Below are 15,517 nucleotides of genomic sequence, written 5' to 3'. Positions count from 1 at the left end.
ACTTTGTCTTAAGGCACGGGAGAGTAGGTCACCGCCGGGCCTTCCAAATACAGCATCCATATTCCCTATATACACACGACTTTGAAAACCCTCGACCTTAACTGGTCGGGGGTTTTGTCGTTTCTGATGTTACATATCGGGAATGGTGGGTGAGACTTGGTCTTTATGGTGGCGTGAGACGATATGCGTGCTCAACTCTGATTCTTCGTTGGCAAAGCTCTTGTTTCCTCGTTGGCGATAAAGGAATACATTAAATTCCCGGAAGTTCTGTTGATGCCCTGATCACGTTGTCAAATGCGATCTGTGATGGAAGTTCCGCCAGACAATGGCACCATCAAACAGGGTACATAGATGAACTACCTTAAAAACCATCAAATCTTTGAGTCACAGGATTTGAGCGAAACGCAAGCCTTTCTGTCGGATATGAACAGTATCGACACGATTGACGCGCTTGGTAAGAATGCCAGCACAGATGTTTCTATTCAGTCTGCGGCCATTGCCGATATTACCCTTCTTGGTGCATCTTTTGGGGCTGGACGCATTCATCTTAAAACCCCGGCGATTGAAACCGATGACTTGTTCCTTCTGTTTGTGAATAGCGGAAATGGTCAGGTCAAACATGGGGCGCATGAATTTGAAATCTCGCCGCAACGCGGGCTGATGCGCAACATGCGTGTCCCGTTATCAGCAATTGAGGACGATTTTTCGGCTCTTGGTGCGCATTTGCCGGTTTCAACAATGCGTAAACATGCCCATGCCCTGACCGGGCGCGATATCTTTCGTAATGAACTGGTTTTCGATGCGGCAATCGATGTGACATTGCCGGGGCAAGGCCATGTTGTGGACACGCTTCACTATATCGCAAATGCTGTTGACGGGCCGCTTTATGGTCTGGAAAACTCGATTATTCTAGCCGAATTGCGCGATTTGCTTCTAACCAATATTCTGATGCAGTTGCCAAACTCCTATTTGGACATTTTGCATGACCGGCCATCGACAGTTGCCCTGCCGCGATATGTCAAGCGTGCCCGTGATTACATCCATGAATATGCAGACAGTGCTATTCATCTTGCCGATCTGGTTGCCTATGCGGGATGTGGCTATCGCACGCTTCTGGTCGGGTTCAACGATGTTTATGGCATGGCGCCCATGGCCTACCTCAAGACTATCCGTTTAAACCGGGCGCATAATGAGCTGCTTGAAGCTGCCCCGGGAACGACGGTTGCCAAGGTCGCCGATAAATGGGGATTTGGCCATGCCGGACGGTTTGCGCAAAGCTATGCCGTACATTTTGGCGTTTCACCATCTGAAACGCTCAAGCGTTGTCGTTAGGCGCAAGTCGTTCATGATTTTATGTGGGTGTGTTCACGCGAGCGTGAGGAGATGTGCAGAATGTCTCACGCCCCTTTGACTACGCGTGTGCGAATGGTGCAGTGACCAAATAGATCTTCGCCCTTAGGGTTAAACCATCACATGGATGTGGTGTTCCGACTTTAACCGAAGGGAAAAGACGATGAAAAAAGCTATGGTTCTGGGTGCAGCATTGAGTGCTGCTGTTTCAATGGCCGCTGTCAATCAGGCTGCTGCCGATGGTGCCAAGGAAAAATGCTTTGGTGTATCGCTGGCCGGTCAGAATGACTGCGCAGCAGGCCCGGGCACGACCTGCGCCGGTACGTCGACTGTTGATTATCAGGGCAATGCCTGGAAGCTGGTTCCGGCGGGTACCTGTGAAGATATGAGCTTCACCACGGCGGATGGTCGTGAAGTCATGGGCAGTCTGGAAGCGCTTGATCGCGATATCCCGCAGGGCTAAGTCCGACAATCCCCCAAGCCGAACTCCAAGCCGAACTCCAAGCCTAACCCCAAGCCTAATCGCGTCCCAACGGACGGTCGGCACAGATCAGCATATGTCTCCCCCCTGTCCCGATGTGCTGACCGTCCACCCGCGCAAACGGCGAAAAGATAAGGTTGCCCCGATATGACACCGCTGACACAGCTTCCTGAACGTGCAGGTGTTGGCTTCAAGGCCGAGCACGCGCAAGATGTCTTTGACGCAGCACCGACTGTGGGCTGGTTTGAGGTTCATCCGGAAAACTACATGGTTGCCGGTGGCCCGCGACTTGCCATGCTGGAAGAGCTGTGTGCGCACTATCCGGTCTCCATGCATGGGGTCGGATTGTCACTTGGGGGCGGGGAGCCGCTCAACAAGAACCATCTGGCCGACCTTAAACGTCTGGTCGACCGGTTTAATCCCGCCATGGTGTCGGAGCATATTGCCTGGTCCGCCCATGAGGGGCTTTATATGGCTGATCTCCTGCCGACACCAATGACGAAAACGTCGCTTTCGCAGTTGGTGGATGCGATCAATAGCGTGCAGGACTTTATCGGGCGGCGGATCCTGATTGAAAATCCGACCTCCTATGTGCCGTTGCCACAAAACTCGATCCCCGAACTTGAATTTATCACCGAAGCCGCCGCGCGCAGCGGCTGTGGTTTGTTGATCGATGTAAACAATGTTTACATATCGGCGCATAATCTGGGCTTTGAGGCCAACGCCTTTATTGATGCGGTGCCGGGCGATCTGGTCGGTGAAATCCATCTCGCCGGGCATGAGCGCGATGCCAACCCGGATGATGATGTCCTGATCGATACCCATTCACGCCCCGTGGCTGATCCGGTGTGGGATTTGTTTGATCGCCTGATTGCCCGCATCGGGCGCAAGCCGACCCTGATTGAATGGGATAATGACGTGCCGGGCTGGGATGTTCTGGCCCATGAGGCCGCCCTTGCTGATCGTCATCTTGATATTGCCGTGGCGACGCAGCTTGAGGCCGCGTCATGACGGAACTTAAATCCTTTTATGACGGCTTTGCCGATGCACTGCGCGCACCGGAACCCGATGCGGTGCCACGCAGTTTCGCTGATGGCTATGCGCACCGCTTTGCGATTTACCGCAACAATGTTCATCGCGGTTTGTATGACGCGTTGGGTGCTGCTTACCCGACCGTGCGCAAGCTTGTGGGCGACGGCTTTTTTGATCGTTTGGCACAGGGGTTTGTTCAATCCGAAACCGCGCGTTCGGGATCGCTGGCCCTGTATGGCGCTGGATTTGCCGAATATCTGGCAGGCCACCCGATCCTCGAAAGCCTGCCGTATTTACCCGATATCGCCCGGCTGGAACGTGCACGCCTTGAAGTCAGCACATCTGCGGATGCGAAGCCGCTTCTGGCCAATGATCTTGCCGGGCTTGAAGACCAGCTTGAAACGATGATTTTGGGCGCCCATCCGGCGTGTCAGGTGATCGCATCACGCCATCCGATCTTTGCAATCTGGATGGCCCAGAACCCGGTAAACGGCGAACAGGGTGGCAAAACCAGCATCGTGCAACGCCCTGAAACTCTTCTGGTGACGCGGCCATATATGCAGGTCGACATGCGCCCTCTGACAGCCGGGCAGGACGTGTTCTTTACCTCACTGACGCAAGACGGGCTTGATCTTGGTGAAGCCTGCGCCAAAGCCCTTGAGGCGGATGCCAGTTTTGACGTCATGCCAAGCTTTGCCGAGTTCTTAACATCGGGCGCATTCGATGCCCGTTTTAATATCCCGAGAGGAAACGGGTATGATGATGAATAGTGTAATCGGCGGCTACGCCCGTCTTGAGACGAAAATAGACGCCCTTGGCGGGCGCGATGTTATTGGTATTGCCAGCCGGGGGCTTTTTGTCCTGTTGCTGCTGCCTTATTACGTCAATAGCGCGCTGACCAAGATCGATGGTTTTGGCCTCAGTGCAGGCGCATTCGCGCAGATCCTGCCGCCGATTGCCGAGCAATATTTGTACGATACGTCCGCCATTCCGTTCTTCCCGTGGCATCTGATTGTCTGGGCCGGAACCCTTGGCGAGTTTGTCTTGCCGATCCTGATTGTTGCCGGCCTGTTCACCCGTCTTGCGGCCCTTGGCATGATTGGCTTTGTCGTGGTTCAGACTGTCGTGGATGTTGTGTTTCATGGTGCAGCTCTGGGCGCACTTGCCAACGGATTGCCGACCGAGCTGATTGATCATCGCCTGCTTTGGATTTCGCTTCTGGTGGCACTGGTCTTTGCCGGTGGAGGCAAGCTGTCGGTGGATCGGTTCCTGTCGCACCGACGCGCCTGATGGGTGTTAGATCGGCAGCAACATCGGCGCCATTGATGCGACCAAAAGCACGGCCATGATGATGTTAAAGATGCGGGTTCGGTTGCCCTGACTGATAAAGGATCGCATGGCCGCGCCAAACAGCGCCCAGCTTGAAATAGATGGGATGTTGACCAATGCGAAGACGGCGGTCATCAGCAATAGCCCCTTTATGCCTGCTGACGGCACCGTGTAGGTGACTGTTACGATCAGGGCGACAGTCCAGGCCTTCGGGTTCAGAAGTTGCAACATTGCGGCCTGAACAAATCCGATGGGCTGTGCTGTCGCCTGATCTTTGGTTTCAAGCGATCTGATCTGCGATATCTTGTAGGCAAGCCAGAGAATATAGCCAAAGCAGATGATACGCAGGACATCCTGCGCCATCGGAAAGCTTTCCAAAATCTCGCCCAAACCTAAACCCACCACAAATACCATCGACAGAAAGCCACTGCTGATGCCAAGGATCAGCGGGATGGTGCGGGCAATGCCGAAATTGGCACCGGATGCCAGTAGCAGGAAATTGCCCGGGCCGGGCGAAACGGACATGACAAAGGCAAAGCCGATCAGGGCAGTCAGGTTTTCGGGGCTCATGATTTGATCATCCATCTGGGTAAGTGGTCCGGTGATCATTGATCATTTCCGGGGGCGCGTCTTTGCGATAAGCTGCCAATAAATTATCAGATCGTTCCAAATTGCGATGGTGGATAAGATGCAGCAAGATGTGCTTAGTGACGTTTGTGCCGGATTACGGTTGCGCAGTGATCTGTATTTCACGGCGGAGCTTGCCGGGGATTTCAGTGTGCATATCCCTGCGGACGGCGCGCGCATCCGGTTTCATCTGGTTTTGGCGGGCGGGTGCAAGCTTTTGCTGTCTGAAAATGCACCAGCAATTGATCTTTGCGCAGGTGATCTTGTGCTGGTGCCAAATGGCCGTGGTCACATCCTGTGCGATGCACCGGAAACAAGGACAATACCGCTCTCTGATGCGATGGCGGCCGGGTTTGACCCGGGTGCCGGGATCTTGCGCAATCAGCCTGAAGGCGCGGGGGATGTGCGTTTGCTGTGCGGGTTTTGCGCCTTTGATGACGATGATCGTCATCCAGGTTTTGGTCTGATTGAGGATCACGTGATCCTGCGCGCAGATGATCCGGCAACACAGGCGCAATCCTCAATCGTTGCGATGATCCAAACGCTGGCGCAAGCAACGGAGCCCGGTTGGCGCAGTGCCTTGGCGCGTCTGATGGAGGTCCTTGTGATCGCGCTTATGGCAGCACAAGTGAAGCGCGCCGATCTGCCGCAAGGTTTCCTTGCCGGATTGGCCGATAAGAAAATCGCACGCGCCCTTTCAGCCATGCATGCCCAGCCGGAACGTGACTGGACCGCGGAGCTTTTGGCTAAACAGGCCGGGATGTCGCGGACGCGTTTTGTTGTGCGGTTTGGCGACTGTGTCGGGATCGCGCCAATGCAATATCTGCAAAATTGGCGGATGCGCCGGGCCAAGGCGCTTTTGCGCGATACCAACTTGTCGATGGATGAGGTTGCCTTGCGCTGCGGCTATCAATCGATGCCGGCATTCTCGCGGCGGTTCAAGGCGCAATATGGTGAAGGGCCGGGGGCGTTCCGGCGGGGATTGCGGCAGCCGGTGGCGGGGCAATAGGCCCTGTTTCGAAAACCTATTTTGCCGCAACCCGGTCGTTCTGGGCGCTCGCATCGCGCAGACTTGCGAGGTATTCCTGGCTGATTTCATGCACCGCCATGATATGCCCGTAAAGCAAGTCTTCGGCGGCCTTGACGTCACCGCGCAGGATGGCATCGACGATGCCCTGATGTTCTTCGTGTGAGGAGGCAAGGCGCGACAGGCTTTGGAATTGCACGCGGCGGAACGGGGCAACGCGCCGACGCACCGAAAGCGTGACATCAACCAGCACATCGTTATGCGTGCCACGATACAGAGTATTGTGGAACGACCGGTTCAGCGTTTCGTAACCGTCGCTGTCGCCCAGACGCACCGTTTCGGCCAATTCATGATGCAGGCGTTCAAGGTTGTGGCGCTCCCCACTTGTCATGCGCTTGGCGGCAAGCCGCCCGCACGTGCCTTCGAGTTCTGCCATGCTTTCAAACATCGCCGTCAGGCGTTCCGGGGTGGCGAGCGAGACATAAACACCACGATTGGGAATCTTTTCGGCAAGTTCGGTTGCGGTCAGAAGCTGCAAGGCTTCGCGCACCGGCGTGCGTGAAACGCCAAACCGCTTGGCCAGAAGCGGTTCTTCCAAACGCTGCCCGGGAGGGAGCTTTCCTTTGACGATGTCATCTTCCAGCGCCTGACAAAGCTGTTGGGCGATGCCGACCTGTTCGGTCTGTTCGGACGGGGGGCTGAGCGCTTGGCGAAGCTCGATCATCTGAAGTCGATACCCTTCTTGCGAGGTTTGGTTGGGCTCCTATTGATCAAATGTATACACCAATTTTCAGGGCAAGGCCAAGTTTCTCAAGGGTTGTAAAATCTGCACATTTTTTCGCGCCAGTTCCTGCATATTTATTGTGCGGTAAAAATGTGCATTGCAATGTTTTGACTATTTAATTGGCATTTCAAACATCAAAGAATAAGAGGTATTTCGTTAAGTCATTGAAAAATATGCAATGGCATGGGTGTTGCAAGATGTATACACAATGCGGAATGCATTCCGTTGAGATCACGTTTCAAAGAAATAGCCATCTCTATCAGGGAGACATCAATGACAAACATTAAACGGCGCGATTTTCTGACCAAATCGGCAATCGGTGCGGCAGCAACCGGCGCAGGCGTTATTGCCGCGCCAAGCATCGTTCGTGCGCAGGAAACCTTTAACTGGAAAATGACCAATGCCTATGGTCCGGGATCACCCTTTTATGTGACCGGTCCGGGCAGCCCGGAAGATTTCTGTAAGCGCGTGACGGAAATGTCGAATGGCCGTCTGAACATTCAGCATTTCGCCGCCGGCGAACTGATCCCGGCCCTTGAGGGCTTTGACGCGGTTCAGGCCGGTACGGTCGAAATGAATGCCGCCAACGCCTATTTCTGGGCCGGTAAAATCTTTGCCGCGCAGTATTTCACCACGGTGCCGTTCGGTCTGAACTTCCAGGGTGTGAATGCCTGGCTGTATCATGCTGGCGGACTTGAGCTTTGGCACGAAGTCTATCAGCCTTATGGTCTGGTGGCCTTCCCGATGGGCAATACCGGCGTTCAGATGACCGGTTGGTTCCGCGAGCCGATTGAAAGCCTGGATGATTTCAATGGCCTTAAAATGCGTATCCCGGGTCTGGCGGGCAAGGTTTACCAGCAGATCGGTGTTGAAGTGAAACTGCTGCCGGGTGGGGAAATCTTCCCGGCACTGGAACGTGGTGTGATTGACGCGGCCGAGTTCGTTGGCCCGTATCAGGACCGTCGTCTGGGTCTTCAGAAAGCCGCCAAATACTACTACACCACCGGCTGGCATGAGCCGTCCAACGTCACCGAACTTCTGATCAATCAGAAAGCCTGGGAAAGCCTGCCAGCCGATCTTCAGGCGATTGTCAAAAACGCCGCACAGGCGTGTAACCTTGATAGCCATTCCTGGTGCGAAGCCAATAACGCAGCCGCCCTGCGGGATCTGGTCGAGAACTTTGGTGTCAAGGCGCAAACCCTTCCGGATGAAGTCGTGACCAAGCTCAAGGACATCACCAAGGATACCCTCGAAGCCGAAGCAGCCAAGGACCCGGTCACGAAAAAGGTCCATGACAGCTTCATGGCCTTCCGCGACACGCACCGTGAATGGGCCGCGATCAGTGAAAAACCCTATCACGGGATCATTTCATCCAAAGGCGGGATGAGCTGATATGAAGTCGACCCGTACTGAGCCGTTACCGGACCGCGTTCTTGGTCTGGTTGTCGATATTGCCGGATGGGGCGCTGCGATCAGTGGTCTTGCCCTTGTTCTGGTGGTCGGGGGCAATGTGTTGCTGCGCTATCTGTTCAATTCCGGAAGTGTCGCGATGCAGGAACTTGAATGGCATCTGGTGTCGCCGATTGCCCTGATGGGGATGGCCTATGGCATGCGCCATGGCGGCCATGTGCGGGTCGATTTCCTTTATGAACGTCTGGGCCCCCGGGCCCAGGCGATCATCGACCTTTTCTCGGCCGTTTTGATGGCGGTGCTGGGCGTGGCCCTGATCTGGTTTTCGATCCCCTATGTCGAACAATCCATCATGATGGGCGAAGGCTCCCCCGATCCGGGGGGCTTGCCATATCGCTTTTTGCTTAAGGCCTTTATCCCGATTGGCTTTGGCCTTTTGCTGATCCAGGCGATTGCGCAAGCATTGATCAATTATCGCCAAATCACTGCTGGTGACCACAGCATACCCGCCTTTGATGCACGTGACGGAGCACCGCAAACCGGTGCAGGAGACTAATCAGACATGACCGGAAATGAATGGCTGGCCATCGGCATGGTCGGGGGCTTCTTTGGCTTCCTTGTGCTCGGTGTGCCAGTGGCAATCTCGCTTGCTATTTCGGGATTTGCCTTTGGAATTATGGGGTTTGGCACCGGTTTGTTTAACCTGTTGCCGGCACGCGTTTACGGGGTTGTCACCAACTATACGCTGCTTGCCCTGCCGCTTTTCATCTTCATGGGGGTGATGCTTGAAAAGTCAAAACTGGCCGAGGAACTGATTGACGTCATTGGTCATGCCATGGGCCGCCTTCGGGGCGGCATGGGCCTTGCCATCGTGATCGTTGGCGTGCTGATGGGCGCATCTTCAGGCGTGGTCGGGGCGACGGTGGTGACTGTTGGATTGCTGTCCCTGCAACCCCTGATCAACCGTGGTTATGACAAGGGGGTTGCCAGTGGCGTGATTTGCGCATCGGGCACGTTGGGGCAGATCATCCCGCCCAGTCTGGTGCTGATCCTGCTTGCCGATATTCTCGGTGAGTCCGTCGGAACCCTGTTTGCCGCCGCCATGGTGCCGGGGCTTATTCTTGCCGGGATGCTGGGCCTTTATCTTGTGCTTCTGGGGATTTTCAAGCCTGACATGGTGCCCGCGATCCCCAAGGAAGAACGCGACGCCATGAGCACGCAGCAACTCCTGATCAAGATCGCCAAGGTGGTCGTGCCGCCGCTTGCGCTTGTCTTTGCTGTGCTGGGATCCATCGTTGGCGGCATTGCCGCCCCGACCGAGGCCGCCTCGATGGGGGCTCTCGGGGCGTTGCTTCTGGCCTTGATTGCCGGGCGTCTGAATTTCGGTGTGATGCGCGATGTGTTGCATGACACGCTGATCACCAGTGCGATGGTGTTCTTTATCCTGATCTGCGCACAGCCCTTTGGTCTGGCCTTCCGTGGTTTGGGCGGCGAGGGTCTTGTGCATGCGATGTTTGAATGGGTGCCGGGTGGCGACATGGGCAATCTTCTGTTCATGATGGGCGTGATCTTTGTGCTCGGATTCTTCCTCGAATGGATCGAGATTTCCTATATCGCGCTTCCGATGTTCTTGCCGGTCTTCCTCAATAGCGGGATCGACATGGCCTGGCTTGCCATTCTGGTGGCGATGAACCTGCAAACAAGCTTCCTGACACCGCCTTTTGGCTGGGCGCTTTTCTTCCTCAAGGGGGTTGCACCACCATCGGTCTCGACGGTCGATATCTATCGCGGGGTGATCCCGTTTATCGGCATTCAGGCAGTGGCATTGATCCTTCTGTTTATCTTCCCGGAACTGACAAGCTGGTTACCAAACCTGATCGGCTGGTAGGGCGGTTAGGCAAACAGGTATTCTACAATGTGAAAAGGCGCTGAACGGAAACGTCAATAAGCGCTATGAACAAACCGGGCATGTCGCACTAAATCGCGGCATGCCCGCAACGCATCGGGCAGGGAGGCCCATTGATCATGTTACGTTCAAGAACTGCACTCGGTGGCATGGTCACCGCCCCGCATCATCTGGCGGCTGAGGCCGGGCGCGATATCCTGCGCGAAGGCGGTAACGCGGTTGAGGCAATGATTGCTGCGGCTGCGACCATTGCAGTTGTCTATCCGCATATGAACGCGATTGGTGGTGATGGCTTCTGGCTGATTTCCGAACCCGGCAAAGACCCGGTTGCCATCCGGGCGTGTGGCGGGGCCGCAAACCTCGCAACACCGGACTTTTACCGCGAACAGGGCCATGCCGCGATCCCGGCCCGTGGTCCGTTGGCTGCCCTGACGGTGGCAGGCGCAATCGGTGGCTGGATCAAGGCGGCCGAGGTGGCACGCACGCTTGGCGGCAAGATTTCCCAAAGCCGCCTGATGGCCGATGCGGTCCATCACGCCAAAACCGGGGTTCCGATCACCAAGTCACAGGTTGCCCTGACCACGACCAAAATGGCAGAACTCAAAGACTCTCCGGGCTATGTTGAAACCTATGCTGCCAACGGCATCCCTGCGATTGGCGATGTGCTTCGCCAACCGGCCCTTGGTGCAACCCTTGAACATCTTGGTCGTGCGGGATTTGATGATTTTTACCGTGGTGATATCGCGCAAACCAATGCGCGCGGGCTTGAGGCCGCCGGAAGTCCGCTTCGCCTGGCCGATTTTGAAGCCTATCACGCCAAAACCATGACCCCGCTGTCGGTCAAACTTTCAAGCGGCACAGTGTTTAACATGGTGCCGCCGACCCAAGGTGTCGCGTCGCTGATGATCCTTGGTCTATATGATCGCTTGGGGCAGGGGGCCGCGCAGGTCGATAGCTTTGATCATATCCATGGCTTGGTCGAGGCGACCAAACGGGCGTTTCTCAAACGTGATGCTCATATTGGCGACCCGGACCGCATGCGCATTGATCCAATGGCGCTGCTATCTGACGAAATGCTGGATGCCGAGGCCGCCAAAATCGATATGGAAAACGCACTTTCTTGGCCGCATGTTGCAAAGCCGGGCGATACCATCTGGATGGGGGCGGTCGATGCCAATGGTGTTGCGGTCAGCTATATCCAAAGCATCTTCTGGGAATTCGGTTCCGGCGTCGTCGTGCCCGAAACCGGGGTTCTGTGGCAAAATCGCGGGGCGAGCTTCACGCTCCATGATGGCCCCAATCAGCTGGGCGCAGGCCGCCTACCGTTCCATACGCTCAACCCGGCCTTGGCAAAGCTGAATGACGGATCGGTGCTGACCTACGGCACCATGGGCGGCGAAGGGCAGCCACAAACCCAATCGGCGGTCTTTACCCGCCATGTCCTCTATGGGCAGGACCTGCAAGAAGCCATCACCGCCCCGCGCTGGTTGCTGGGCAAAACATGGGGCGAAGACACCACAACCCTTAAACTCGAAAACCGTTTTGACCCGGCCCTGATCGAACAGCTGAAATCAGCCGGTCATACGGTCGAGCTCGTCGGTTCTTATGAGGATATGATGGGCCATGCGGGCGGTATCCGTCTGCGGAAGGATGGGGTCATGGAAGGGGCGAATGACCCCAGGGCGGACGGTTCTGTTTCCGCCATTTGACCTAAACCAAAGCCCCGCAAATGCGGGGCTTTGTTATTTTAGGAAAACTCCCACTCAATCACATGGCGATAAGTCTCACCCGGCTTGAGCCACGGGCTCGGAAAATCCGGGCGGTTGGGGCTGTTGGGGTAGGTTTGCGGTTCAAGGGCGATGCCGCCTGACGGGTGCAGGGATACGCCGTTTTCCGTTTTCATCGCATCATTGAAATGCTGCGAGAGATAGAATTGCAAACCGGCCTCGGTCGAAAACAGTTTGATTGACCGTTTGCTTGCGGGATCTGAAAGGGTCGCGATCTGGCGCAATTCGCCGCGGGGGCCGGTCAGGCAGAAATTGTGATCAAAGCCTTGGCACGCGTGCGGCAGCATATCGGAAACCCGTGCCGGGCTTCGGAAGTCATAACCGGTCCCCATGACGTCACGGATTTCGCCGGTCGGGATCAGTTTGTCATCCACCGGAAGCCATTGTTCAGCATTGATCTGCAAAACGTGATCGCCAGCACTTTGGTCAAACTTGCCCGTCAGGTTCCAATAGGCGTGACTTGTCATGTTGACCGGGCAGGGCTGATCACAGGTGGCGGTGATTTCAAGGCGAAGGCGATCATCGGCCACCAGTGAATAGGTGGCCCATGCGGTCATGGTGCCGGGATATCCCTGATCCCCTGCGGGCGAGGTCAGTTCAAACGTAACACTGCGATCTGATTGATCGGAAATGGTCCAGGGCCGTCTGTCAAAACCATCCGGTCCGCCATGCAGGTGGTGTTCGCCTTCATTGGCGGCAAGCTGAACGATATCCCCGTTTCCATCGGGGTAGCGCGACTTTTCAATGCGATTGGCATAACGCCCGCAGACTGCCCCGATATAGCTGTCCTGATCAAGATAGGCGGCATCGTCAATCAGGTTAACCGCGATATTGGTTTCGTGTCCATCCTTTGTGTCGCGCAAATAGACCCCGCAAAGACGCGCGCCAAGCGCAGAAACCAACACGCGAATCTGAGAGCTCTCTAATGCAGCGCGCGGGGCATTTTCGCCCTTTTTAAGTGTGGTGGTATGGGGATTTGCCATGTCTGGTGTCGCCGTAATTTGTGGTATTTGATTTTTATCAACGTATTGATTTTTATTGGTTTTGTCCAGATTTGATGTCCCTTTGCGCGATCACTCTAAAGGATGAGACACTATATGGTTGAGGGCCAACAAATCATATTGTAATACTATATGGCTTTTAAGCAATAAGCCACTCTTAGGGAGGAAATCGTGGTAAGTTTTAAAAAATTGGCAGTCTCGACTGCCGCAATGGGTGTTGCGCTTGGTCTTTCGTTTGCTGCACAGGCAGAAATGATGATCGGTTTCTCGCAGATCGGTTCAGAAAGTGGCTGGCGTACGTCCGAAACAGCGTCAATCAAGGCCGAAGCCGAAAAGCGTGGCATTGATCTTAAATTCTCTGATGCACAGCAGAAACAGGAAAACCAGATCAAGGCAGTCCGTTCCTTCATCGCGCAGGGCGTGGACGGCATTCTTCTGGCACCGGTTGTTGAAACCGGTTGGGATCAGGTTCTCAAAGAAGCAAAAGACGCTGGCATTCCGGTCGTTCTCGTTGACCGTGGCGTTGATGCAAGTGAAGACCTGTATCTGACCAAAGTGGCGTCGGACTTCGTGGTTGAAGGTGCTCTGGCCGCGGCATGGCTGGCTGCTGAAACCAATGGCGTTTGCGACGTTGTCGAACTGCAGGGTACTGTTGGTTCGTCTGCCGCCAATGACCGTAAGGAAGGTTTTGAGTCGGTTGTGTCAAACTTCCCGGCCATCAACATCATCCGTTCGCAGTCCGGTGACTTCACCCGTTCCGGCGGCAAGGAAGTCATGGAAAGCTTCCTGAAAGCGGAAAATGGCGGTGCCAACATCTGTGCGGTTTATGCCCACAATGATGACATGGCACTGGGTGCCGTTCAGGCCATCAAGGAAGCCGGTCTGAACCCGGGTGAAGATATGCTGATCGTATCAATCGATGCGGTGCCCGATATCTTCAAGGCGATGGCCGATGGCGATACCAACGCAACCATCGAATTGAACCCGCATCTCGGTGCGCCGTCCTTTGACGCAATCAAGGCGGCGAAGGCTGGTGAAGAAGTTCCGAAATGGATCAAGGCAAATGGTCCGCTCTTCCTGCCAGATACCGCTGCCGAAGAATACAAAATGCGTAGCAAATAACCTCTGAATTCCCCCATGGGTTCTGCCCATGGGGGCAAGAGGAACGCTTCTCATTGCATCGGACGTGCTCCGGCGAATGCCGGGGTGCGTCCGGTTGTATCCGCAGCAAAAGACTTTAAAGACAGTACTAGGGAGAGGGGCAGGATATGTCAGACACGGTGCTTTCAGTGCGCGGTGCGGGGAAGTTCTTTCCCGGCGTCAAGGCGCTGGAGGATGTGGATTTTGACCTTGAACGCGGCGAAATTCACGCCCTTCTGGGCGAAAACGGGGCCGGTAAATCGACCCTGATCAAGGTGATTACCGGGGTGCATCCCCGCGATGCCGGTACGGTGTCACTCGAAGGGCAGGAAATCCATCCGCAGCATCCGGGCGATGCGCAGGAACTCGGCATTTCCACAGTTTATCAGGAAGTCAATCTGGTGCCGACCTTGTCGGTGGCTGAAAACCTGATGCTGGAACGCCAGACCCGCAAGTTCGGGCTGATTTCATGGAAAAAGACCGAGGCCGATGCCAAGGCAGCGCTTGAGATTTTGGGGCTTGATATTGATGTCAATCGGCCGCTGGGCTCCTATTCGGTGGCGATCCAGCAACTGGTTGCAATCGCGCGCGCCGTGGCCCTTGATGCCAAGGTTCTTATTCTTGATGAACCGACCGCGTCACTTGACGGCGAAGAAATCAAAACATTGTTCCGGATTATGGGCGAGTTGCGCGACAAGGGGCTTGGCATTGTTTTTGTCACCCACTTCCTGGATCAGGTTTACGCCATTACCGACCGTATCACGGTGCTGCGCAATGGCCGGTTGGTTGGTACATTTGTCACCAAGGAACTGGCCCAGATTGACCTGATCAATCACATGCTGGGGCGTGAACTGGCTGAAGTCAGTGCGCACCGCCATCAGGACGAGGGCAGCTATGATGGCCCGGCACGCCAGATCCAGATCAAGAATCTTGGCAAAAAGCGCGTGCTGGAACCGGTATCACTCGATCTTAAGGCAGGCGAGATCGTTGGTTTGGCCGGGCTTTTGGGATCGGGCCGGACGGAACTGTCCGAACTGGTGTTTGGTACGCAGCGTGCAGATAGCGGCTTGGTGTTTCTCGATGGGGAGCCGGTGATGCTGCGTTCTCCGCGCCATGCGATCCGGGCCGGTTTCGGGTTGTGCCCCGAAGACCGTAAGCAGGACGGCATTGTTGCCGAACTGAGTGTGCGCGAAAACATCGTGTTGGCCCTTCAGGGGCGGCGGGGCTGGTTGCGCCCGATCCCGCGCGCCGAACAACAGAAATTTGCCGATGACATGATCAAGGCACTGGGCATCGCCACCCCCGACAGTGAAAAGCCCGTCGGGCAACTGAGCGGTGGTAACCAGCAAAAAGTCATTCTGGCCCGCTGGCTGGTGTCCAAGCCGATCCTGTTGATCCTTGATGAACCGACACGCGGCATTGATGTCGGTGCGCACGCCGATATCATCAAGCTGATCAAGGAACTGTGTGACGAGGGGCTGGCACTTCTGGTCGCGTCATCAGAGCTTGAGGAAATCGTCGCCTTTGCCGACCGCGTGGCTGTGATGCGTGATCGTCAAAAGGTTTCTGAACTGGTGGGTGCGGAAATCACCCAGAACAGCATCATCGAGGCAATTGCGCGATGACCAGTTTAAAAGACAAAA

The 15,517-nt window shown here is 55.4% G+C and carries 15 protein-coding genes and 1 rRNA gene (1 of these 16 running past the window's edge); 13 read left to right on the top strand and 3 right to left on the bottom strand.

Features of this window, described 5'->3' with window-relative positions:
• From rrf to DY252_RS14100, 6 genes are all read left to right on the top strand, one after another.
• Positions 1-40: ribosomal RNA gene (gene rrf / locus DY252_RS14125) — 5S ribosomal RNA — on the top strand; it begins 75 nt to the left of the window's first position.
• Positions 41-351: 311 nt separating this feature from the next.
• Positions 352-1,332: an AraC family transcriptional regulator gene (locus DY252_RS14120; RefSeq protein WP_064790670.1), complete on the top strand. Its 981-nt coding sequence runs from the start codon at positions 352-354 to the stop codon at positions 1,330-1,332.
• Between the two features lie 181 nt (positions 1,333-1,513).
• Positions 1,514-1,813 carry a BufA1 family periplasmic bufferin-type metallophore gene (locus DY252_RS14115; protein ID WP_064790669.1) on the top strand — a complete coding sequence of 100 codons (300 nt, stop codon included), beginning with the start codon at positions 1,514-1,516 and terminating at the stop codon, positions 1,811-1,813.
• A gap of 165 nt (positions 1,814-1,978) precedes the next feature.
• Entirely contained in the window at positions 1,979-2,842 is an 864-nt protein-coding gene (gene bufB / locus DY252_RS14110; protein WP_064790668.1) for an MNIO family bufferin maturase, read from the top strand.
• Positions 2,839-3,633 (top strand): HvfC/BufC N-terminal domain-containing protein, encoded by a 795-nt coding sequence (locus tag DY252_RS14105; protein WP_064790667.1) that lies wholly within the window; start codon positions 2,839-2,841, stop codon positions 3,631-3,633. The genes bufB and DY252_RS14105 overlap by 4 nt, the downstream gene beginning before the upstream one ends.
• Complete coding sequence (locus tag DY252_RS14100) at positions 3,620-4,153, top strand: DoxX family protein (protein WP_082923634.1); 534 nt, start codon at positions 3,620-3,622, stop codon at positions 4,151-4,153. The genes DY252_RS14105 and DY252_RS14100 overlap by 14 nt, the downstream gene beginning before the upstream one ends.
• Positions 4,154-4,159: 6 nt before the next feature.
• Here DY252_RS14100 and DY252_RS14095 read toward each other — a convergent pair whose 3' ends face one another.
• Positions 4,160-4,801, bottom strand: coding sequence for a LysE family translocator (locus tag DY252_RS14095; protein ID WP_082923633.1), 642 nt, complete (start codon positions 4,799-4,801; stop codon positions 4,160-4,162).
• Positions 4,802-4,880: 79 nt separating this feature from the next.
• On the opposite strand from DY252_RS14095, the gene DY252_RS14090 reads away from it, so the two are divergent.
• A complete protein-coding gene (locus tag DY252_RS14090) occupies positions 4,881-5,828 on the top strand; it encodes an AraC family transcriptional regulator (RefSeq protein ID WP_165374908.1) in 948 nt (315 codons plus the stop codon).
• A 16-nt stretch (positions 5,829-5,844) separates the two neighbouring features.
• Here the strand turns inward: DY252_RS14090 and DY252_RS14085 are convergent, their stop codons facing one another.
• A complete protein-coding gene (locus tag DY252_RS14085; RefSeq protein WP_064790666.1) occupies positions 5,845-6,570 on the bottom strand; it encodes a GntR family transcriptional regulator in 726 nt (241 codons plus the stop codon).
• Positions 6,571-6,903: 333 nt separating this feature from the next.
• On the opposite strand from DY252_RS14085, the gene DY252_RS14080 reads away from it, so the two are divergent.
• From DY252_RS14080 to DY252_RS14065, 4 genes are all read left to right on the top strand, one after another.
• Entirely contained in the window at positions 6,904-8,022 is a 1,119-nt protein-coding gene (locus DY252_RS14080) for a TRAP transporter substrate-binding protein (RefSeq protein WP_174713881.1), read from the top strand.
• Position 8,023: 1 nt separating this feature from the next.
• Positions 8,024-8,596, top strand: coding sequence for a TRAP transporter small permease subunit (locus DY252_RS14075; RefSeq protein WP_064790665.1), 573 nt, complete (start codon positions 8,024-8,026; stop codon positions 8,594-8,596).
• Between the two features lie 6 nt (positions 8,597-8,602).
• Positions 8,603-9,928: a TRAP transporter large permease gene (locus DY252_RS14070; protein WP_064790664.1), complete on the top strand. Its 1,326-nt coding sequence runs from the start codon at positions 8,603-8,605 to the stop codon at positions 9,926-9,928.
• 137 nt (positions 9,929-10,065) lie between these two features.
• Entirely contained in the window at positions 10,066-11,655 is a 1,590-nt protein-coding gene (locus DY252_RS14065) for a gamma-glutamyltransferase family protein (RefSeq protein WP_064790663.1), read from the top strand.
• A gap of 38 nt (positions 11,656-11,693) precedes the next feature.
• Here the strand turns inward: DY252_RS14065 and DY252_RS14060 are convergent, their stop codons facing one another.
• A complete protein-coding gene (locus tag DY252_RS14060) occupies positions 11,694-12,716 on the bottom strand; it encodes an aldose epimerase family protein (RefSeq protein WP_231959826.1) in 1,023 nt (340 codons plus the stop codon).
• Between the two features lie 189 nt (positions 12,717-12,905).
• On the opposite strand from DY252_RS14060, the gene DY252_RS14055 reads away from it, so the two are divergent.
• Positions 12,906-13,856 carry an ABC transporter substrate-binding protein gene (locus DY252_RS14055; RefSeq protein WP_269451540.1) on the top strand — a complete coding sequence of 317 codons (951 nt, stop codon included), beginning with the start codon at positions 12,906-12,908 and terminating at the stop codon, positions 13,854-13,856.
• A 146-nt stretch (positions 13,857-14,002) separates the two neighbouring features.
• On the top strand, positions 14,003-15,499 hold the full coding sequence (locus tag DY252_RS14050) for a sugar ABC transporter ATP-binding protein (protein WP_064790662.1): 1,497 nt from the start codon (positions 14,003-14,005) through the stop codon (positions 15,497-15,499).
• The last annotated feature ends 18 nt before the right edge of the window (positions 15,500-15,517 follow it).

The sequence above is a fragment of the Thalassospira indica genome, from assembly GCF_003403095.1.
Taxonomy (GTDB): domain Bacteria; phylum Pseudomonadota; class Alphaproteobacteria; order Rhodospirillales; family Thalassospiraceae; genus Thalassospira; species Thalassospira indica.
Note: the sequence above shows the minus strand (reverse complement) of the source record. Positions and strands in the feature narration are given on the sequence as shown.

Coding starts and splice junctions, on each gene's coding strand:
- DY252_RS14120 (WP_064790670.1), top strand. CDS start 352: ATGAACTACCTTAAAAACCATCAAATCTTTGAGTCACAGGATTTGAGC.
- DY252_RS14115 (WP_064790669.1), top strand. CDS start 1,514: ATGAAAAAAGCTATGGTTCTGGGTGCAGCATTGAGTGCTGCTGTTTCA.
- bufB (WP_064790668.1), top strand. CDS start 1,979: ATGACACCGCTGACACAGCTTCCTGAACGTGCAGGTGTTGGCTTCAAG.
- DY252_RS14105 (WP_064790667.1), top strand. CDS start 2,839: ATGACGGAACTTAAATCCTTTTATGACGGCTTTGCCGATGCACTGCGC.
- DY252_RS14100 (WP_082923634.1), top strand. CDS start 3,620: ATGATGATGAATAGTGTAATCGGCGGCTACGCCCGTCTTGAGACGAAA.
- DY252_RS14095 (WP_082923633.1), bottom strand. CDS start 4,801: ATGATCACCGGACCACTTACCCAGATGGATGATCAAATCATGAGCCCC.
- DY252_RS14090 (WP_165374908.1), top strand. CDS start 4,881: ATGCAGCAAGATGTGCTTAGTGACGTTTGTGCCGGATTACGGTTGCGC.
- DY252_RS14085 (WP_064790666.1), bottom strand. CDS start 6,570: ATGATCGAGCTTCGCCAAGCGCTCAGCCCCCCGTCCGAACAGACCGAA.
- DY252_RS14080 (WP_174713881.1), top strand. CDS start 6,904: ATGACAAACATTAAACGGCGCGATTTTCTGACCAAATCGGCAATCGGT.
- DY252_RS14075 (WP_064790665.1), top strand. CDS start 8,024: ATGAAGTCGACCCGTACTGAGCCGTTACCGGACCGCGTTCTTGGTCTG.
- DY252_RS14070 (WP_064790664.1), top strand. CDS start 8,603: ATGACCGGAAATGAATGGCTGGCCATCGGCATGGTCGGGGGCTTCTTT.
- DY252_RS14065 (WP_064790663.1), top strand. CDS start 10,066: ATGTTACGTTCAAGAACTGCACTCGGTGGCATGGTCACCGCCCCGCAT.
- DY252_RS14060 (WP_231959826.1), bottom strand. CDS start 12,716: ATGGCAAATCCCCATACCACCACACTTAAAAAGGGCGAAAATGCCCCG.
- DY252_RS14050 (WP_064790662.1), top strand. CDS start 14,003: ATGTCAGACACGGTGCTTTCAGTGCGCGGTGCGGGGAAGTTCTTTCCC.